We start from the raw sequence: 19,665 nt of genomic DNA on the forward strand, positions 1-19,665 counted from the left end.
CCCGCCCTTCGTTTATGGGCCGATGGCCCGCACAACCGGGAACACCAAAGATGATTTCAGCCGGCACCCGATTCCGCGCCGCCCTTTCCGAAGAAACGCCGTTGCAGGTGATGGGCGCCATCACCGCCTATGCCGGGTTGATGGCCAAACGCACCGGCTACAAGGCCCTGTACCTGTCCGGCGGCGGCGTGGCCGCCAACTCGCTGGGTATCCCCGATCTCGGCATCAGCACCATGGAAGACGTGCTGACCGACGCCCGCCGCATCGTCGACGCCACCGGCATGCCGCTGCTGGTCGACATCGACACCGGCTGGGGCGGCGCGTTCAACATCGGCCGCACCATCCGCAATTTCGAGCGCATCGGCGTGGCCGCCGTGCATATGGAAGACCAGGTCGGCCAGAAGCGCTGCGGCCACCGGCCGGGCAAGGAGGTGGTGTCCAAAGACGAAATGGTCGACCGGGTCAAGGCCGCGGTCGACGCGCGCAGCGACGCCGATTTCGTGATCATGGCGCGCACCGACGCGGCCGCGGTCGAAGGTCTCGATGCCGCCATCGAGCGTGCGGTGGCCTATGTCGAGGCCGGCGCCGACATGATCTTCCCAGAAGCGATGAAGACCTTGGACGACTACCGCAAGTTCAAATCCGCGGTGAAGGTGCCGATCCTGGCCAACCTGACCGAATTCGGCAGCACGCCGTTCTTCACCACCGACGAGCTGCGCGACGCCGGCGTGGACATCGCCCTGTACTGCTGCGGCGCCTACCGCGCGATGAACAAGGCGGCGCTCAACTTCTACGAGACCGTCCGCCGCGAAGGCACCCAGAAGAACCTCATTGACACGCTGCAGACGCGTGCCGAGCTGTACGATTTCCTCGATTACCACCGCTACGAAGACAAACTCGACGCGTTATTCGCCGACAAGAAATAAGGAACCGACATGAGCGAACAAGTCCTCCCGAAAGCCAAGAAATCCGTGGCGCTGAGCGGCACCGCCGCCGGCAATACCGCCCTGTGCACCGTCGGCCGCAGCGGCAACGACCTGCATTACCGCGGCTACGACATCCACGATCTGGCCACCCAGTCCTCGTTCGAGGAAGTCGCGCACCTGCTGGTGCACGGCACCCTGCCGGCCGCCTCGCAACTGGCCGCCTACCGCGCCAAGCTGAAACGCCTGCGCGGCCTGCCGGCCATCGTCGCCGAAGCGCTGGAACTGGTGCCGGCCAACGCGCACCCGATGGACGTGCTGCGCACCGGCTGCTCGGTGCTGGGCACCGTGCTGCCGGAACGCGAAGGCCACCCGGCCAACGAAGCGCGCGACATCGCCGATAAGCTGATCGCCAGCTTCGGCTCGATGCTGCTGTACTGGTGGCACTTCACCCGCAACGGCCGCCGCATCGATGTCGAAACCGACGACGAGACCACCGCCGGCCACTTCCTGCACCTGCTGCACGGCGAGCCGCCGAGTAAATCGCATGCGCGCGCGCTGGACCAATCGTTGGTGCTGTATGCCGAGCATGAGTTCAACGCCTCGACCTTCACCGCGCGCGTCATCGCCGGCACCGGCTCCGACCTGCATTCCTGCATCACCGGCGCCATCGGCGCGCTGCGCGGGCCCAAGCACGGCGGCGCCAACGAAGTGGCGATGGACATCATCAGCCGCTACGGTTCCGCCGACGCCGCGGAAGCCGACATCCGCGCGCGCATGGAGCGCAAGGAGATCATCATCGGCTTCGGCCACCCGGTGTACACCATCGGCGATCCGCGCAATCCGATCATCAAGGAGATCTCGCGCAAACTCTGCGCCGAGGGCGGCAACCGGACGCTGTTCGACGTGTCCGAGCGCATCGAGAACCTGATGATGGACACCAAGAAGATGTTCCCGAATCTCGACTGGTACAGCGCCTCGGCCTACCACATGATGGGCATCCCGACCCCGATGTTCACCCCGCTGTTCGTGATCGCGCGCACCACCGGTTGGAGCGCGCACGTCATCGAACAGCGCGAGGACGGCAAGATCATCCGCCCGAGCGCCAACTACACCGGCCCGGAAGACCGCGAATACGTGCCACTGAACCAACGCTGAGCCGCGCGCCGGCCGCAACCGACAGACGACGATGAACACCGATTACCGCAAACCGCTGCCCGGCACGAAACTCGATTACTACGACGCGCGCGCCGCGGTCGATTCCCTGCGCCCCGGCGCGTGGGCGGAGCTGCCGTACACCGCGCGCGTGCACGCCGAGAACATCGTGCGCAAGGCCGATCCGGCCCGACGCGACGACTACCTGCGCCAGCTGGCGGAGCGCCGACGCGATCTGGACTTCCCGTGGTTCCCGGCGCGGGTGGTCTGCCACGACATCCTCGGCCAGACCGCGCTGGTCGATCTGGCCGGCCTGCGCGACGCCATCGCCGACATGGGCGGCGACCCGGCGCAGGTCAATCCGGTGGTGCCGGTGCAGCTGATCGTCGACCACTCGCTGGCGGTGGAATGCGGCGGCTTCGACCCGGATGCGTTCGCCAAGAACCGTGCCATCGAGGACCGCCGCAACGCCGATCGCTTCCACTTCATCGACTGGACCAAGCAGGCGTTCCGCAACGTCGACGTGATTCCGCCGGGCAACGGCATCATGCACCAGATCAATTTGGAGAAGATGAGCCCGGTGATCCACATGCAGGACGGCGTGGCTTTCCCGGACACCTGCGTCGGCACCGACAGCCATACGCCGCATGTGGATGCGTTGGGCGTGATCGCCATCGGCGTCGGCGGCCTGGAGGCCGAAAACGTGATGCTCGGCCGCGCCTCGTGGATGCGTCTGCCGGACATCGTCGGCGTCGAGCTGACGGGCAAGCCGCAGCCGGGCATCACCGCCACCGACATCGTGCTGTCGCTGACCGAATTCCTGCGCCAGCAGAAAGTGGTGGGCGCGTATCTGGAGTTCCGCGGCGAAGGCGCCGCGGCGCTGACCATCGGCGACCGCGCCACCATCTCCAACATGGCGCCCGAATACGGCGCCACGGCCGCGATGTTCTTCATCGACGGCAACACGCTCGACTACCTGCGCCTGACCGGCCGCAGCGACGAACAGGTGGCGCTGGTGGAAACCTACGCCAAGGCTGCCGGCCTGTGGGCCGATGATCTGCGCGCCGCGCAGTACGAGCGCACGCTGCAGTTCGATCTGTCAGGCGTGGTGCGTACCATGGCCGGTCCGTCCAATCCGCATGCGCGCCTGCCGGTGGCGCAACTGGCCGAACGCGGCATCGCCGACGAAGGCAAGCTGCAGGCGGGCCGGGCGGAGGAGGCGAAGGGCCTGCTTCCCGATGGCGCGGTGATCATCGCCGCCATCACGTCGTGCACCAATACCTCCAACCCGCGCAACGTCATCGCCGCCGGTTTGTTGGCGCGTAACGCCGCGCGCCTGGGACTGACCCGCAAGCCGTGGGTGAAGACCTCGTTGGCGCCGGGCTCGAAAGCGGTGGCGCTGTATCTGGACGAAGCCGGATTGACCGAGGACCTGGAAAAGCTCGGCTTCGGCATCGTGGCCTTCGCCTGCACCACCTGCAACGGCATGAGCGGCGCGCTGGATCCGGCGATCCAGCAGGAAATCATCGACCGCGACCTGTACGCCACCGCGGTGCTCAGCGGCAACCGCAACTTCGACGGCCGCATCCATCCCTACGCCAAGCAGGCGTTCCTGGCTTCGCCGCCGCTGGTGGTGGCCTATGCCATCGCCGGTACCATCCGTTTCGACATCGAGAAGGACGTGCTGGGCACGGTCGACGGCCGCGAAATCCGCCTCAAGGACATCTGGCCAAGCGACGCCGAAATCGACGCGTTGGTGAAATCGGCGGTCAAGCCGGAGCAGTTCCGCCGCGTGTACGAGCCGATGTTCAAGATCGCGGTGGCGTCGGGCGAGGCCGTCAGCCCGCTGTACGACTGGCGTCCGCAGAGCACCTACATCCGCCGTCCGCCGTATTGGGAAGGCGCGCTGGCCAAGCCGCGCACGTTGCGTGGCATGCGGCCGCTGGCGGTGCTGGGCGATAACATCACCACCGACCACCTGTCGCCGTCGAACGCGATCCTGGCGTCCAGCGCGGCCGGCGAATACCTGGCCAAAATGGGCCTGCCGGAAGAGGACTTCAATTCCTACGCCACCCACCGCGGCGACCACCTGACCGCGCAACGCGCCACCTTCGCCAACCCCACGCTGCTGAACGAGATGGCGGTGGTGGGCGGTGCGGTGAAGAAGGGTTCGCTGGCGCGTGTGGAGCCCGAGGGCACGGTGATGCGCATGTGGGAAGCGATCGAGACCTACATGGGCCGCGGCCAGCCGCTGATCATCATCGCCGGCGCCGATTACGGCCAAGGCAGTTCGCGCGACTGGGCAGCCAAGGGCGTGCGCCTGGCCGGCGTGGAGGCGATCGTGGCCGAGGGCTTCGAACGCATCCACCGCACCAACCTGATCGGCATGGGCGTGCTGCCGTTGGAGTTCAAGCCGGGCGAAACCCGCAAGACCTACGGCATCGACGGCACCGAGACCTTCGATGTGCTCGGCGAACGCGCGCCGCGCGCCACGCTGACGCTGGTGGTCAACCGTCGTAACGGCGAGCGCGTCGAGGTGCCGGTCACCTGCCGTCTCGATTCCGACGAGGAGGTTTCCATCTACGAGGCCGGCGGCGTGCTGCAGCGCTTCGCGCAGGACTTCCTCGAAGCCAACAAGGCGGACTGAGCCATGGCCTACGCACCGCAACGCCGCATCCCCGCCACCTACATGCGCGGCGGTACCTCCAAGGGCGTGTTCTTCCGTCTGGAGGATCTGCCCGAGGCCGCGCGCGTGCCGGGTCCGGCGCGCGACGCCCTGCTGCTTCGGGTGATCGGTTCGCCCGATCCGTACGGCAAGCACACCGACGGCATGGGCGGTGCCACCTCCAGCACCAGCAAATGCGTGATCATCGCCAAGTCCTCGGTGCCCGGTCACGATGTCGATTATCTGTACGGCCAGGTGTCGATCGACACCGCTTTCGTCGACTGGTCCGGCAACTGCGGCAACCTGTCCTCGGCCGTGGGCCCGTTCGCCATCGCCAACGGTCTGCTCGATCCTTCGAAGGTGCCGCAGGACGGCCTCTGCACCGTGCGCATCTGGCAGGCCAACATCGGCAAGACCATCGTCGCGCATGTGCCGATGGCGGGCGGCCAGGTGCAGGAGATCGGCGACTTCGAGCTCGATGGCGTAAGTTTTCCGGCCGCCGAGATCGTGCTGGAGTTCATCGATCCGGCCGACGAGGGCGAAGGCGAGGGCGGCGGCGCGATGTTCCCGACCGGCAACCTCGTCGATGAACTCGATGTGCCCGGCGTCGGCACGCTCAAGGCCACCATGATCAACGCCGGCATTCCGACCGTGTTCGTCAACGCCGCCGACATCGGCTACACCGGCAGTGAACTGCAGGACGCGATCAACGGCGATGCCAAGGCGCTGGCCATGTTCGAGGCCATCCGCGCGCATGCCGCGGTGCGCATGGGGCTGATCAAAGACGTATCCGAGGCCGCCACGCGCCAGCATACGCCGAAGGTCGCGTTCGTCGCGCCGGCGGCTAGCTATACAGCATCCAGCGGCAAGCGCGTCGCCGCCGCCGACATCGACCTGTGCGTACGCGCGCTGAGCATGGGCAAGTTGCACCACGCGATGATGGGCACCGCCTCGGTGGCCATCGCCGCCGCCGCCGCCGTGCCGGGAACAGTGGTCAATGCCGCCAGCGGCGGCGGTACCCGCAATGTAGTCACCTTCGGCCATCCGTCCGGCACGCTGCGTGTCGGTGCCGATGTGCGGCAGGTGGACGGTCAGTGGACCGTCACCAAGGCGGTGATGAGCCGCAGCGCGCGGGTGCTGATGGACGGCGCGGTACGCGTGCCGGCGGATGTCTGCTGATGGGTTACCCGGACTGGGATGCGAATCTGCTCGTGGTCGCCGCCACCTTCGCGGCGGTGGCGATGGCGGTCCTGGTCCATTACGAAGGCCTCAGTTTCATCTCGGGCCGCCTGGCCCGGCGCCGCGAACATTACTCCCGGCGCAAGGTGCTGTACGCCATCTTCGGCGTGCTCGGCCTGCATGTCGTCGAAATTTGGATACTCGGCATCACCCTGTGGGCCCTGCTGCATTATCCGGATGCCGGTTCGGCGGTGGGTATGCCCGTAGTCAACCTGCTGGACTGCATCTACCTGTCTGCCGAGAGCTTCAGCACCGTGGGCTTCGGCGACATCTCGCCGCAGGGCCCGATCCGCTTCCTGGCCGGTACCACCTCGCTGACCGGCTTCGTGCTGATCACCTGGTCGGCCTCTTTCACCTATCTGGAGATGGAGCGCTTCTGGCGCAGATAGCCGGCGGCAGGATCAGATCGCCGCCGCCAGCTCCGCGCCTTGGGCGATGGCGCGCTTGGCGTCCAGCTCCGCCGCCACATCGGCACCGCCGATGACGTGCGCCTGGACGCCGAGCTCCTGCAACGCCCAGTACAGCGACTTGTCCGGTTCCTGGCCGGCGCAGACCACGACGTTGTCCACCGGCAGCACCTGGACTTGCCCGTCCTTGCGGATATGCAGGCCCTCGTCGTCGACGGCGAGATATTCGACGCCGCCCCAGGCTTCCACGCCGCCGGCTTTCAGCGCCGCACGGTGGATCCAGCCGGTGGTCTTGCCCAAGCGCGCGCCGGGTTTGCCGGGACTGCGCTGCAAGAGCCAGATCCGGCGAGCCGGTGGTTCCGGTTCGGGCCGGCGCAGGCCGCCCTTGCCTTCAAATTGCGGATCCACGCCCCATTCGCGCATCCAGCGGCTCAGATCGGGTCCGCTAGCCGGTGTGTGCAGCAGGAATTCGGCGACGTCGAAGCCGATGCCGCCGGCGCCGATGATGGCCACCGAGGCGCCGACCGGTTTGTCGTCGCGCAACACGTCCAAATAGCTCAATACCTTGGGGTGGTCGCCGCCGGTGAGCGTCAGGCGGCGCGGGGTGATGCCGGTGGCGATGACGATCTCGTTGTACTGTCCGCGTTGCAACAGCGCGGCATCGACCGGCGTGCCCAGTTCCACCGTCACCCCGGTTTCCGCCAGCAGGTGGCGGAAGTAGCGGATGGTCTCGTGGAACTCCTCCTTGCCGGGAATGCGTTTGGCGTAATTGAACTGGCCGCCGATGTCCGCCGCGGCGTCGAACAGCGTCACCGCGTGTCCGCGTCCGGCGGCGGCGGTGGCGAAGCTCAATCCGGCGGGGCCGGCACCGACCACGGCGATGCGTTTCGGCGCCGCCACGGGGTGGAAGTTCAGCTCGGTTTCGTGCCCGGCGCGCGGATTGACCAGACAGGACACCGGCTTGTTCTCGAACACGTGGTCGAGGCAGGCCTGATTGCAGGCGATGCAGGTGTTGATCAGCCAGCTCTTGCCGGCCTTGGCCTTGGCCGGCCACTGCGGGTCAGCCAGCAACGGCCGGGCCATCGAGACCATGTCGGCCATGCCGTCGACCAAGATGCCTTCGGCCACCTCCGGCATGTTGATGCGGTTGGTGGCCACCAGCGGCACACGCACGTGCGGTTTGAGTTTGGCGGTGACGCCGGCGAAGGCCGCGCGCGGCACCGAGGTGGCGATGGTGGGCACGCGCGCCTCGTGCCAGCCGATGCCGGTGTTGATCAGGGTCGCACCGGCGGCTTCGATGGCCTTGGCCTGCTCGACGATTTCCGGCCAGGCCAGCCCTTCCGGCACCAGCTCCAGCATCGACAGCCGGTAAATCAGGATGAAATCCGGCCCGACCGCCTCGCGCATGCGCGACACGATCTCGACCGCGAAGCGCCGACGGCGTTCGGCGTCGCCGCCCCAGGCGTCGTTGCGGTCGTTCACCTGCGGCGACACGAACTGGTTGATCAGATAGCCTTCCGAGCCCATGACCTCGACGCCGTCGTAACCGGCTTCGCGCGCCAGCACGGCGCTGCGCACGTAGTCCTGGATGGTGGCTTCGACGCCGCGCGCGCCCAACGCCTTCGGACTGAACGGATTGATCGGCGCCTTCTTGCCGGTGGCGGAGACCGAGAACGGATGGTAGGCGTAGCGGCCGGCATGCAGGATCTGCATCGCGATGCGGCCGCCGGCGCCGTGCACCGCGGAAGTGACTTGCCGGTGCGGCCCGGTTTCCAGGCGCCAGCTGAGCTTGCCCGACAGCGGCTTCAGCCAGCCGCGGATGTTGGGCGCTATGCCGCCGGTCACCATCAGCCCGACGCCGCCTTCGGCGCGTTCGCGGAAATAGGCGGCCAGCTTGGGGAAGTCGGCGCGCCGGTCCTCCAGGCCGGTATGCATCGAGCCCATCAGGATACGGTTGGGCAGGGTGCAGAAGCCCAAGTCGAGCGGAGCGAACAGATGCGGGAATTCGGGATGGCTCATGAACGGGGTTCCGGAAGGTGACGGTGCGGGCGGACCTTGCACCATACTGCGCAGTATAGTAAAAATGCGGGCGCGGGTGTTTCGACTGCATCGCTTAGGTCAAGCGCCTCGACTTATGGCATTCGCCGTTGCATGTAGCGCTGCCGTTCCTCGTCACGTCAGGTAACGTAAAAACGGCGATTTGTTGACGAATTCATGACATGTTTCACACTTTCGGGCTTGCATTTGCTCCATTTAATGTTATGTTAGTGTTAACGATTCGATCAGGAATGCGATCGTTGAAGTCGCGGGCATATGAGCCTGTTTCGATTTGTAGCGTTTTTTCCACGTGCATATGGAGATCTAAAATGAAGAAAAATCTACTCGGCCTTGCTCTTCTCGGCGCCGTCAGCCTCTCGCAAGTCGCTTCCGCCCAGGAGTTCGACGATCGTTGGTACCTGTCCGGCACCGTCGGTGTCCTCGGTACCGACAAGGATCGCCTTGATGCCAACAACGACCTGCTGTTCGGCATCGGTGTCGGCAAACGCGTCAGCCCGAACTTCGGCCTCGAGCTTTCGCTCGACCGCTCCAGCCCGGCTCTCGACATCAACCCGTTCACCGGTGACGTGAACTGGGACCTGACCTCGGCCTTCCTGAACGGCCGCTACTACTTCGTGAAAGAAGGCCGTAACTGGGATCCGTTCCTGGTCGGCGGCATCGGCGCCACCCGCCACGACATCGAAAGCATCTATGAAGGCACCGAATGGGCCGCCAAGCTCGGCGCCGGTATCGAAACCGACCGCCGCAAGCGCGTTGATTACCGCGTCGAAGCCGGCGTGCGTTACGACAGCCACAACGAGAACGATCAAGTCGTCGGCGACATCGGTTCGTTCATGGACTACTACGCCGCCGCTTCGGTGCTGGTGAAGCTGGGCGACTTGGTCGCTCCGGTCGAACCGACCCCGCCGGCTCCGGCCTGCGACACCCTCGACGGCGACGGCGACGGTGTGAATGACTGCAACGACAAGTGCCCGAACTCGCAAGCCGGTGAAGTGATCGGCGCCGACGGTTGCGCGGTCAAACTGACCATCGACCTGAAAGGCGTGAACTTCGACTTCGACAAGGCCACCCTGCGTCCTGACGCGGTCGTGATCCTCGACGAAGCCGTCGCCGTGCTGCAGAAGTACCCGCAGCTGCGCGTCGAAGTCGCCGGCCACACCGACTCGAAGGGCAAGGACGCTTACAACCAGAAGCTGTCCGAGCGTCGCGCCCAAGCGGTGTACGACTACCTGACCGGTAAGGGCATCGACGCCTCCCGTCTGGTCGGTCCGAACGGTTACGGCGAAACCCGTCCGATCGACACCAACGACACCGAAGAAGGCCGCGCCAACAACCGCCGTACCGAACTGAACGTTCAGAACTAAGCGGTCGCACGCGACATGGAAAAGCCCGGCTTCGGCCGGGCTTTTTTATTGCCGTACCGCAGGGGATTCCGTATCATCGTGCAATGGACAATGCATCGATCAAGACTTTCCGTTTCCGCCCATGGTCGGCTCTGCCGTTGTTGGCGGTTGTGGCGCTGATGGCGTCCTGCCAACGCGAGCAACCGGCGCCGCCCAAGCCGGCCCCGGTGATCGAGCCGGTGCAGATGCCGCCGCCGCCGCCGCAACCGACGCCGGAACAGATCGCCGCGGCGGAAGCCAAGGCGGCCGCCGAAGCCGAAGCGGTACGCAAGGCCGAGGCGGCGAGGTTGGAGGCGGAGCGCAAGCGCAAGGCGGCGCAGCAGGCGGCGAAAAAACGTCCGATATACACCAAGGGCGACCGCAAGCCCGGAACCTCGACGGCCACGCCGAAGCCGGAAGAAGCGGCCAAGCCCAAGGAAGTGCGCTTCAACATGACCCAAGGCGGCAAGAAAATGACTGCCGAGGATTTCGACGCTTGGATGAAGTCGCAGGGCATCCGCATCGTGCCGGCCAAGCCGGCTGAGCCCAAGCCCGAAGACAAACTCTGAGTCAGGGCGCGGTCTTGCGGCGCAATGGAAAAACCCGGCTCAGCCGGGTTTTTTGTTGCGGAAGCGGTAGTGCGCCACCATCCACTCGTTGCCGCCGTCATAGGCGAACAGCTCGGCGCACGACATCCAGAACATGCGCCAGCGCTGGGCCCAGATGTCGGCCTGGTCCTCACCGTAGGCTTTAGCCAAAATCGCGCGAACCTGGTCGCGGTGGGCGTCCTGGTTGGCCAGCCAATGATTGGCGGTGCGGGCGTAGTGGCGTCCGGGCACCAACCAGCGCGATTCGACCGCAAGGCTGTCGGCGAAGTGCAGCAGGGTGTCGGCCGAGGGCATCAGGCCGCCGGTGAAGAAATAGCGGCCCATCCAGTTGTCTTCGCCCTCGACCTCGAACGGATACATCAGATAGCGGTGCACGAAGATATGCACGAACAACGCGCCGTCGGGGCGCAGCCAGCGCGAGACGGAATCCAGCAGGGTCCGGTAGTTGCGCATGTGTTCGAACATCTCGATCGAGACGCAGCGGTCGAAGCTGTCGGCGGGGAAGTCAAGCACGTTGACGTCACGGGTGAGCACGGTGACGTTGCCCAAGCCGCGCTCCCGGCACTGCGCTTCGATGTGCGCGCGCTGGGTGGCCGAATTGGAGACCGCGGTGATGCGCGCGTTCGGGTAGTTCTCCGCCATCCACAGCGTCAGCGAGCCCCAGCCGCAGCCGAGCTCCAGGATGTCCTGTCCATCGCGCAGTTCGGCGCGTTCGCCATACAGGCGCAGCATATGCTCTTCGGCTTCGTCCAGGCTCTCGTCGCCGTTGGGGTAGTAGGCCGAGGAATACTTCAAGCGCTTGCCGAGGCACAGCGTGAAGAATTCGGTGGGAACCTCGTAGTGCTGTTCGTTGGCGGCGGCGGTCTCGATCGCCACCGGACTCCGCTTCAGCTCTTCGATCAGGGCGTTGAAACGGCGGTCGGCCAACCCGGCGTCGCGGGCGCCTTCATCGGCCAGGCGCTGCGCGCACAGGCGGCGGATGCCGTAACGGATCAGGGCGTCGGGCAGCAGCCGGCGTTCGGCGAAATCGATCAGACTCATAAGGCTCCGGGTTTATCGGGCTTTCGGGGGGAAAGGGAAGAACGCGCTGACTTCGCGCTGGTAGCGCCGGTAATCCTTGCCGCGCGAGCGCAGGGACTGCGCTTCGGTCCACGGGATGCCGCTGATGCGGTACAGGAAGGCCAGCATCAGCACCGGGCCGATCAGGCTGAGCGGCATGCGCGCGCCGCCGACGGCGATCAGCACATAGGCGAACCAATGCAGCCATTCGAAGAAGTAATTCGGATGCCGCGACCAGGCCCACAACCCGCTCCGGCAGGTTTTGCCGCGGTTGTTTGGGTTGCCGCGGAAGCCGGCCAGCTGCGCGTCGGCCAGGGCTTCGCCGGACACGCTCAACACGAACACGGCCAGCGCCGCGAACCACAGCGCGTCGAAACCGCGGGCGGGGTTGGACGCGGCGGCGATGAACGGCAGGCTGAACAGGGCGACGATCACGGCCTGGCCTTGGAAGAACACTAACAGCTTGGCCGGACTGCCGTTCCAGGCCGCGCGCAGCGCCTGGTAGCGGCCGTCCTCGGGCTCGTGGCGTACGCGCACGAACAGGGCCAGGGACAGGCGCAGACCCCAGATGCCGGCGAATCCGGCCACGGCCAGACGCGCCGCCGGACTGCCGTCGGATACCCAAGCGCAGTAGATGCCGGCCAAGGCCATCAGTCCGGCCCAGGCGACGTCGACGATGCCGATGTTGCGCAGCTTCAGGGCCAGCAGCCAGACCAGCGTCATGGCCACGGCACTGCCGGCGAACACCGGCAGCAGGATATCGGCAATGCTCATGGCGTCGCTTCCTCATGGTTCGAAATGCCGCGGTCCAGCCAGCGGATCGTGCTGAAGCCGATACCCCAGACCGCGCCGATCAGCAGCAACGACGGAATCAGCCGATGCTCGACCGTCATCGCCCCGAAACGCGCGGCGGCGATGCCGTAGGCCAATGGCCCGCCCAGCAGGCCGAACAGGAAAGTGTATAGGCGGCTGCGGTAGACCGCGCGCAGCGAATGATTCAAGGTCAGCGCGAACGCCAGCCACAGCGCCATGATCCACAATGGCGCCCAATCGGCCCATGGAAAGGCGCCGGCATAGCGCAGCCATTCCGATTTCACCAGCACGCTGTCCATCACGAAGCCGATCGGCAGGGCGATCGCCACGGTCCGCAAATCGCGTTGCCGGTTGCGGCCGAACGCCAGCACCAACAGCGCGAACACGGCCGCAGCCAAGGCGCCGGGCCGCCAATCGCCGTTACCGGCGCCGATCACGCACGACAGCCAGACGGACTGGAAGCCGATCAGATTGAGCAGCGTGCGCGGCAGGTCGGCGGACGCGGATTGCATCAGTCGGCCTGTCCGGGTTTGGCGAACAGCATATGCACGTCGCTGATCGAGCGTTCGCGGAAGCCGGCCTCGCAGTAGGCCAGGTAGAAATCCCACATGCGCACGAAGCGGGTGTCGTAGCCGAGCGCACGCACCGCCGTTTCGGCATCAAGGAAGCGCCGGCGCCATTCATTCAGGGTGCGCGCATAGCTGTCGCCGATGTCCTGCAGGCCGGTCAGCCGCAGTTGCCCGGCCTCGGCGGCGGAGGCCACCATCGAGCTGACGCAGGGGATGTAGCTGCCGGGGAAGATGTAGCGCTTGATGAAGTCGACGCTGTGCAGGGCCTGTCGGTAACGATGATCCTCGATGGTGATGGCCTGGATCAGCGCCTTGCCGCCGGGCTTCAGCAGGGACGCGCACTTGGCGAAGTAGGTGTCTTGGTACTGGTGGCCGATGGCTTCGATCATCTCGATCGACACCAGTTTGTCGAAGCGGCCCTCCAGTTCGCGGTAATCCTTGAACAGCAGGGTCACGCGCTCCTGCAGGCCGGCCGCGCGGATGCGTTCCGCGGCCAGGTCGTGCTGCTGCCTGGAAATGGTGGTGGTGGTGACCCGGCAACCGTAGCGCGACGCCGCATACACCGCCATCGCGCCCCAGCCGGTACCGATCTCGACCAGATGGTCGTCCGGGCCCAGCTCGAGTTTTTCGCAGATCAGCTGCAGCTTGCGTTCGGAGGCTTCCTCCAGCGTCATGTCCTCGCGCTCGAACACCGCCGAGGAATACATCAGGCTGGGGTCGAGGAACAGCTCGAACAGGTCGTTGCCGAGGTCGTAGTGCGCCGCGATGTTGCGCCTGCTGCCGGAGCGTGTGTTGCGCCGCAGTGCGTGCGCGCCGCGCATCAGCCAGCCGGCGAAGCGGGCGCCGCCGCCTTCCATCGCGTCCAACAGGTCGCGGTTGCGGATCAGCAGGCGCATGATGTCGACCAGGCGCGCGGAACGCCAGTCGCTGTCCATGTAGGATTCGGCGGCGCCGACCGAGCCGCCGAAGGCGACTTTGGCGAAGAACGCCGGATCGCGGATCTCCAGGGTGCCGAAGTCGGGGGCGGACGCATCGCCGAGTAGCAGCGGACCGCCGCCTGGTTCGGCCAGGCGGAAGTGGCCATGGCGTAGGCCGGCCAGTTTGCCGAGCACCTGCCGGCGGATCAGGGCGTCGAACGCGGAAGGCTTGCCGGCGGCGGTCTGGAGCTCGGTATCGATCATGTCGGTCTCAGGGGTGGTCGTGGAACGGAACGCGTTTGAACCAGAGCAGCAGGGCGTTCCAGTAGATGCCGACGGCGACTTTCGCGGTGATCCACGGGAACGCCAACAGTTGCCGCAGCAGCGATGATGGACTCAATTCTCGCCGCCGCAGGGTCAAGGTCGCGTCAAATTGCCGCTCGCCGGCCCGTTGTACCCGCATGTACACGCCCAAGGCCTCGCTGGGTGTGCCGAAGCGCCAATCGTACTTCAGCGCCATCGGCAGGAACGGCGAGACATGGAAGCGCTTGGGGAAGCGCCATGTCGCCGGCTGCCGCGCATCATGGCCGGGTTCGATCGGCAGGAAATAGCTGAAACGCTCGCCCCACGGTGTGTTGGTGATTTCGGCCAGAATCCAACGCAGGGTCCGGCCGTCTTCGTCGAACCCGTAGTAGAAGCTGACCGGATTCATCACGAACCCCAGCACGCGCAGGTGCGTCAGCATGAAAATCGGTCCGCGCTGGGCCTGCCCCGTTTCGGCTTCGGCGTGCCGGCGCACGGCCTCGTCCAGCGAAAGCGACGGGTCGCCGAAATAATCGGCGCGCCGGTACTGCAGCCAATTGAAGCGGCCGATCGAGCAGAACGGCAGCCGCGACAGGGTGGCTTCGATCCGGCGGGTATCGAGATAGAGCTGGAACAGCCCGTAACGGAAGGCGTGCGGCTTCGGGACGAAGCGCCGGTGCGCGATACGTCCGACGTACAGGGCATCGGACTGCAGGGCCGTCATTCCCGCTCCAGCAGTGCCTGGGCGACCTCATGGCCGCTGCGGAAGCCGTCTTCATGGAAGCCGAAACCCCAGTAGGCGCCGCAGAACCAGCTGCGGTTGAGGCCTTGGATTTCGCCGCGGCGGGTCTGCGCGCGCACCATCGCGTGGTCGTATTGCGGATGCTGATAATCCATCACCGCGAAGATTTTGTCCGGTGCGATCTGCCCGCGCTGGTTCAGGCTGACGATGAACGGCTCGGGACTGTCGACGCCCTGCAGGATGTTCATGCAGTAGCTGACCGTGCACGGCGCCGACGGATCGGCGGGGATGTCGGCGTTCCAGGCCGCCCAGGCGCGGCGGTCCGGCGGCAGCACCGAGGCGTCGCGGTGCAGCACGGTTTCGTTCGAGGCGTAACGGATGGCGCCGAGGATCTCGCGCTCTGCCGTGCTCGGCGCCCCCAGCATGGCCAGGGTCTGGTCGCTGTGGCAGGCGAACACCGCCTGGTCGAAGCGTTCGTTGCCGTCGGCGGTCTCGAGCTCGACATGCGACTCGAAGCGGTTGACCCGGCGTACGCCGGCGCCGAGGCGGACGTCGACCGGCCATTGCGCCGCGAGCTTTTCGACGTAGCTGCTGGAACCGTTCTCCAGCACGCGCCAGACCGGCCGGCCGCTGAGTTGCAGCATGTGGTGGTTGGCCATGAACGCCACCAGGTACTTGGCCGGAAAGTCCAGGATGCGCGCGCTCGGCGACGACCACAGCGCGCTGGCCATCGGAATCAGGTGGTTTTCGGTGAAGTAGCGGCCGTAGCCGCCCGCGCGCAGATACTCGCCCAGGGTCGGGCCGTCCTCGGCGGAGGCCAGCAGCGCCGGGCATTCGCGGTAGAAACGCCGGATTTCGGCCAGCATGCGCCAGAACGCCGGCGAGGCCAGATTGCGCTTCTGGCAGAACAGGCCGCCGAGGTCGTGCGCGTTGTAGTACATCCCGAGCGCGCGGTTGTGCACCGCGAAGCTCATCTCGGTTTCGCGCGTACCGACACCCAGTTGGCGCAGGAACGCGCTGAACAGCGGATAGTTGCCGGGATTGTGCACGATGAAGCCGGAATCGATGCGGTACCGGCGTCCAGCCATCTCGAGCGTGTGCGTGTGGGTGTGGCCGCCGAGCCGGTGCTCTTTCTCGAACAACACCACTTCATGCCGTTGCGCCAGCGCCCGGGCGCTGGCGATGCCGGCGATACCGCTGCCGATGACCGCGATTCTCACATCGCCTCCGCTTTAACGCGTGCCGGCACCGGCTTCAGGTCCCAAGCCAAGCCCAGCGCCTGCATCGTGCGCAGCGCAAGGTAGGTCAGGTCCAGTTCCCACCAGAAGAAGCCCTGGCGGACGCTGTTGGGATAATGATGGTGGTTGTTGTGCCAGCCTTCGCCGAAGGTGAACAGCGCCAACAACGCATTGTTGCGGCTGTCGTCGCGGGTGGCGTAGCGGCGCGAGCCCCAGACGTGCGCCACCGAGTTGATGCTGACGGTGACATGGAACAGCAGCACCGTGGACAGCACGAAGCCCCAGACCAGCAGCTGGGCGCCATCGGTATCCAGCCCCGGCGCGTGACGGGCCAGCAATTCGCCGATAAGGTACAGCAATGCGGCCAACACGGCCGGCGCGACGATATCAAAGCGGTTCAGCCAGCGCAGGAACGGGCGTTTGGCGAAATCTTGGATCACCGAATAATCGGTGGCGAAGGCTTCATGCCGCAGGAACCAGCTCATGTGGCTGCGCCAGAAGCCGTGGATCGGGCTGTGCAGGTCCTGCGGGGTATCGGAATGCCGGTGGTGATGGCGGTGGTGGGCGGCCCACCACAGCGGGCCGCGTTGCGCGCTGGCGGCGCCGATGAAGCCGAACAACGATTCGACCCAGCGGTGGGTCTTGAAGGTCTTGTGCGAAAAATAACGATGGTAGAAGCCGGTGATGGCGAACATGCGCAGGCCGTAAGTGACTGCCAAGGCGGCCAGCGCAGCGTGCGAATAGCCGACCCAGAACACCGCCAGGCAGGCCAGATGCAGGCCGATGAACGGCAGGATGCGCAGCCAGGCGACGCCGTCGCCTTTCGGCTCGGGCACGGCTTCGCTGTCGAACCAGGCGATGAGGGTACGGAGGCGGGAGCGCGAAGCAGACATACCGTTAATTCTGGACGGCATGCGGTGATTCCATCGTGAAGGTCAGTTCTCGACCCGGAAGTCGGTATTGAGCGTGTTGGCGATGAAACAGTTGCGGTGCGCGCTGTCGTGCAGCTTGGCCAAGGTCTCGGCGTCCGGCGCGTTGTCGCCACCGAACTCGATCCGTGGATGCAATACGCAGTGCGTGATCGCCATGCGGCCGTCGGCGTTCTTGCCGAGGGTGCCGGTGATGTGGTCGCGGTAGCTCAGCACGGTGTAGCCGCGTTTGGCGGCCACCGCCAGGAAGGTCAGCATGTGGCAGGAGGACAACGCCGCCAGCAACAGGGTTTCGGGGTTGGATGCCGCCGGATTGCCCAGGAACGCCGGCGCGGCCGAGTTCAACAGGGCATGTCCGTTCTCCAGGGTGACGGTATGGTCGCGCGAATAGGTGTCCGCCTGCTGCGGATGCGACTGCGCGTTCCATTCGATGTCGGCGACGTGTTCGGACATGACGGTCTCCTCGGGTTTGCCGTATTCTACACCGGCATGACCGACACCGCCCCCAAACGCCATGGCCTCGCCCGCGTGCTGTCCAAGCTGGGCCTGGCCTCGCGCACGCAGGCGGCGGCATGGATCGCCGAAGGCCGGGTGCGGGTCAACGGCCGCGTGCGCCGCGACCCCGAGTTTCCGGTGCGCATGGGCGTCGATGCCGTCGCCGTCGCCGGCGAGGCCGCACAGCGGCAACAGCGCCGCGTGCTGATGCTCAACAAGCCGCGTGGTCTGGTCACCACCCGCAATGACGAAAAGCAACGCGCCACCGTGTACGACTGCCTGCCGGCCGACATGCCGTGGTTGGCGCCGGTAGGGCGTTTGGACAAGGCCAGCGAGGGCCTGCTGCTGTTCAGCAACGATCCGCAGTGGGCGGCGCGCGTCACCGATCCCGCGACCGGCCCCGACAAGACCTACCATGTGCAGGTCGATTGCCGGCCCGATGCCGCGTTGTTGAAAGCTTTGGAGACCGGTGTCGACTCGTCCGAGGGCCTATTGCGCGCCAAGCGGGCCCAGCTGTTGCGCGTCGGCGAAAAGAACGCCTGGTTGGAAATCGTGCTGGACGAGGGCCGCAACCGCCAGATCCGGCGACTGCTCGAAGCCTTCGATATTGAGGTATTGCGTCTGGTGCGCACCGCCATCGGCGGCCTGCCCTTGGGCGACCTGCCGAAAGGGCAGTGGCGGGAGCTCGGCGCGGACGAAATCGCTTTATTGGATCACGCCTAGCTCGCGGCCGACCTTGGTGAAGGCGGCGATGGCGCGGTCCAGGTGCTCGCGGGTGTGCGCGGCGCTCATCTGGGTGCGGATGCGGGCCTGGCCCTGCGGCACCACCGGGAAGAAGAAACCGACCGCATAGATGCCCTCATCCAACAGGCGCTTGGCGAATTCCTGCGCCAGCGGGGCATCGTGCAGCATCACCGGCACGATCGGGTGGCTGCCCGGCTTGAGCGCGAAGCCCGCGGCCGCCATCTTCTCGCGGAAGTATCGGGTGTTGTCCTGCAGTTTGGCGCGCAGGCCGTCGGCCGCGGCCAGCATGTCGAACACCTTGATGCCGGCCGCCACCACCGGCGGCGGCAGCGAGTTGGAGAACAGGTAGGGGCGCGAACGTTGACGCAGCAGCTCGATCACCGCTTTCGGGCCGGTGGTAAAGCCGCCCAAGGCGCCGCCGAGCGACTTGCCCAAGGTGCCGGTGAAGATGTCGATCTTGTCCAATACGCCGCCGACTTCCGCCGAGCCGCGGCCGGTCGCGCCCAGAAAGCCGGTCGCGTGGCATTCGTCGATATGCACCAGTGCGCCGTATTTCTCCGCCAACGCGGTGATCTCGGCCAGCGGCGCGATGAAGCCGTCCATCGAGAACACGCCGTCGGTGCTGATCAGGATCTTGCCGCAGCCGTCGGCGCGCGCCTTCTGCAGCTGCGCCTCCAGGTCGGTCATGTCGCAGTTGGCGTAGCGGTAGCGCTTGGCCTTGCACAGGCGGATGCCGTCGATGATCGAGGCGTGGTTCAGCGCATCGGAGACCACGGCGTCGTTCTCGCCCAGCAGCGGTTCGTACAGGCCGCCGTTGGCGTCGAAGCAGGCGGCGTACAGGATGGTGTCCTCGGTGCCGAAGAATTCGGCGATCTGGGCTTCCAAGGTCTTGTGCAGGTCCTGGGTGCCGCAGATGAAGCGTACCGAGGCCATGCCGAAGCCGTGGCTGTCCAGCGCGTCCTTGGCGGCCTGGATGACGTCCGGGTTGTCGGCCAGGCCGAGGTAGTTGTTGGCGCAGAAGTTCAGTACCCGGCGGCCGTCGACCAGTTGGATTTCGGCGGACTGGGCGCTGGTGATGATGCGTTCCCGCTTCAGCAGGCCTTGGGCTTCGATTCGGGCGAGTTCATTCTGGTAGTCGAGCAGGGCGGGCTTGGTCATGGCGAGAATCCGGGATGGGGTGATTGATCGGGTCATTTTACATCAAATGCCCGCCGCTTGATTTCGTAACACATTGAATTATTGAATATTATTTCGATTTATTAGAGCGGTTACACAGGCTGGGAGCTCTGTTTGGTAGATGAACATGCCTTGAACCACAGGCCACAAACTGTGACAGGGCTACACAAATTGCTAAGAATCCGTTAACATCGGTTCAAGCCAGCCGGCTAAGGAAGTCGGTGCGCCTCGGGCTTCGACCCG

At 65.8% G+C, this 19,665-nt stretch carries 18 protein-coding genes; 8 read left to right on the forward strand and 10 right to left on the reverse strand.

Going from position 1 to position 19,665, the window contains the following annotated elements:
• Window positions 1-50: 50 nt before the first annotated feature.
• From prpB to IEV56_RS05930, 5 genes are read left to right on the forward strand one after another with little or no spacing between them, the layout of a single operon-like run.
• Complete coding sequence (gene prpB / locus IEV56_RS05910; protein ID WP_188448760.1) at window positions 51-926, forward strand: methylisocitrate lyase; 876 nt, start codon at window positions 51-53, stop codon at window positions 924-926.
• A gap of 9 nt (window positions 927-935) precedes the next feature.
• Window positions 936-2,081 (forward strand): bifunctional 2-methylcitrate synthase/citrate synthase, encoded by a 1,146-nt coding sequence (gene prpC, locus IEV56_RS05915; RefSeq protein ID WP_188448762.1) that lies wholly within the window; start codon window positions 936-938, stop codon window positions 2,079-2,081.
• Between the two features lie 31 nt (window positions 2,082-2,112).
• Window positions 2,113-4,725 carry a Fe/S-dependent 2-methylisocitrate dehydratase AcnD gene (gene acnD, locus IEV56_RS05920; protein ID WP_188448764.1) on the forward strand — a complete coding sequence of 871 codons (2,613 nt, stop codon included), beginning with the start codon at window positions 2,113-2,115 and terminating at the stop codon, window positions 4,723-4,725.
• 3 nt (window positions 4,726-4,728) lie between these two features.
• Complete coding sequence (prpF, locus tag IEV56_RS05925) at window positions 4,729-5,922, forward strand: 2-methylaconitate cis-trans isomerase PrpF (protein WP_188448766.1); 1,194 nt, start codon at window positions 4,729-4,731, stop codon at window positions 5,920-5,922.
• Window positions 5,922-6,371: an ion channel gene (locus IEV56_RS05930; protein ID WP_188448768.1), complete on the forward strand. Its 450-nt coding sequence runs from the start codon at window positions 5,922-5,924 to the stop codon at window positions 6,369-6,371. Before prpF ends, IEV56_RS05930 begins: the two co-directional genes overlap by 1 nt.
• Before the next feature lie 12 nt (window positions 6,372-6,383).
• Here the strand turns inward: IEV56_RS05930 and IEV56_RS05935 are convergent, their stop codons facing one another.
• Window positions 6,384-8,453, reverse strand: a complete 2,070-nt coding sequence (locus tag IEV56_RS05935) for an oxidoreductase (RefSeq protein ID WP_425488565.1) — start codon at window positions 8,451-8,453, stop codon at window positions 6,384-6,386.
• A 302-nt stretch (window positions 8,454-8,755) separates the two neighbouring features.
• Between IEV56_RS05935 and IEV56_RS05940 the strand changes: the two genes are divergently transcribed.
• Together IEV56_RS05940 and IEV56_RS05945 are read left to right on the forward strand one after the other, a co-directional pair.
• On the forward strand, window positions 8,756-9,811 hold the full coding sequence (locus IEV56_RS05940; protein WP_188448772.1) for an OmpA family protein: 1,056 nt from the start codon (window positions 8,756-8,758) through the stop codon (window positions 9,809-9,811).
• Window positions 9,812-9,894: 83 nt separating this feature from the next.
• Window positions 9,895-10,398 carry a hypothetical protein gene (locus IEV56_RS05945; protein WP_188448774.1) on the forward strand — a complete coding sequence of 168 codons (504 nt, stop codon included), beginning with the start codon at window positions 9,895-9,897 and terminating at the stop codon, window positions 10,396-10,398.
• Between the two features lie 39 nt (window positions 10,399-10,437).
• Here the strand turns inward: IEV56_RS05945 and IEV56_RS05950 are convergent, their stop codons facing one another.
• From IEV56_RS05950 to IEV56_RS05985, 8 genes are read right to left on the reverse strand one after another with little or no spacing between them, the layout of a single operon-like run.
• Window positions 10,438-11,478 carry an SAM-dependent methyltransferase gene (locus IEV56_RS05950; RefSeq protein ID WP_188448776.1) on the reverse strand — a complete coding sequence of 347 codons (1,041 nt, stop codon included), beginning with the start codon at window positions 11,476-11,478 and terminating at the stop codon, window positions 10,438-10,440.
• Window positions 11,479-11,490: 12 nt separating this feature from the next.
• Window positions 11,491-12,270 carry a DUF1295 domain-containing protein gene (locus IEV56_RS05955; protein WP_188448778.1) on the reverse strand — a complete coding sequence of 260 codons (780 nt, stop codon included), beginning with the start codon at window positions 12,268-12,270 and terminating at the stop codon, window positions 11,491-11,493.
• Window positions 12,267-12,821 (reverse strand): DUF2878 domain-containing protein, encoded by a 555-nt coding sequence (locus IEV56_RS05960; protein ID WP_188448780.1) that lies wholly within the window; start codon window positions 12,819-12,821, stop codon window positions 12,267-12,269. Before IEV56_RS05960 ends, IEV56_RS05955 begins: the two co-directional genes overlap by 4 nt.
• Window positions 12,821-14,059 carry an SAM-dependent methyltransferase gene (locus IEV56_RS05965; protein WP_188448782.1) on the reverse strand — a complete coding sequence of 413 codons (1,239 nt, stop codon included), beginning with the start codon at window positions 14,057-14,059 and terminating at the stop codon, window positions 12,821-12,823. The genes IEV56_RS05960 and IEV56_RS05965 overlap by 1 nt, the downstream gene beginning before the upstream one ends.
• A gap of 7 nt (window positions 14,060-14,066) precedes the next feature.
• Window positions 14,067-14,822 (reverse strand): DUF1365 domain-containing protein, encoded by a 756-nt coding sequence (locus tag IEV56_RS05970; RefSeq protein WP_188448784.1) that lies wholly within the window; start codon window positions 14,820-14,822, stop codon window positions 14,067-14,069.
• The gene (locus IEV56_RS05975; RefSeq protein ID WP_188448786.1) at window positions 14,819-16,060 is read right to left on the reverse strand and encodes an NAD(P)/FAD-dependent oxidoreductase; all 1,242 of its coding nucleotides are present in this window, start codon (window positions 16,058-16,060) and stop codon (window positions 14,819-14,821) included. Before IEV56_RS05975 ends, IEV56_RS05970 begins: the two co-directional genes overlap by 4 nt.
• Window positions 16,057-16,971, reverse strand: a complete 915-nt coding sequence (locus IEV56_RS05980) for an acyl-CoA desaturase (protein WP_229730194.1) — start codon at window positions 16,969-16,971, stop codon at window positions 16,057-16,059. Before IEV56_RS05980 ends, IEV56_RS05975 begins: the two co-directional genes overlap by 4 nt.
• A 42-nt stretch (window positions 16,972-17,013) precedes the next feature.
• Window positions 17,014-17,460 carry an OsmC family protein gene (locus tag IEV56_RS05985; RefSeq protein WP_188448790.1) on the reverse strand — a complete coding sequence of 149 codons (447 nt, stop codon included), beginning with the start codon at window positions 17,458-17,460 and terminating at the stop codon, window positions 17,014-17,016.
• Window positions 17,461-17,496: 36 nt separating this feature from the next.
• Between IEV56_RS05985 and IEV56_RS05990 the strand changes: the two genes are divergently transcribed.
• Window positions 17,497-18,225 (forward strand): pseudouridine synthase, encoded by a 729-nt coding sequence (locus IEV56_RS05990; RefSeq protein ID WP_229730195.1) that lies wholly within the window; start codon window positions 17,497-17,499, stop codon window positions 18,223-18,225.
• Here the strand turns inward: IEV56_RS05990 and kbl are convergent.
• A complete protein-coding gene (gene kbl, locus IEV56_RS05995; RefSeq protein ID WP_188448795.1) occupies window positions 18,208-19,404 on the reverse strand; it encodes a glycine C-acetyltransferase in 1,197 nt (398 codons plus the stop codon). The genes IEV56_RS05990 and kbl overlap by 18 nt on opposite strands.
• Window positions 19,405-19,665: the final 261 nt, after the last annotated feature.

Source organism: Arenimonas maotaiensis (genome assembly GCF_014638745.1).
Taxonomy (GTDB): Bacteria; Pseudomonadota; Gammaproteobacteria; order Xanthomonadales; family Xanthomonadaceae; genus Arenimonas; species Arenimonas maotaiensis.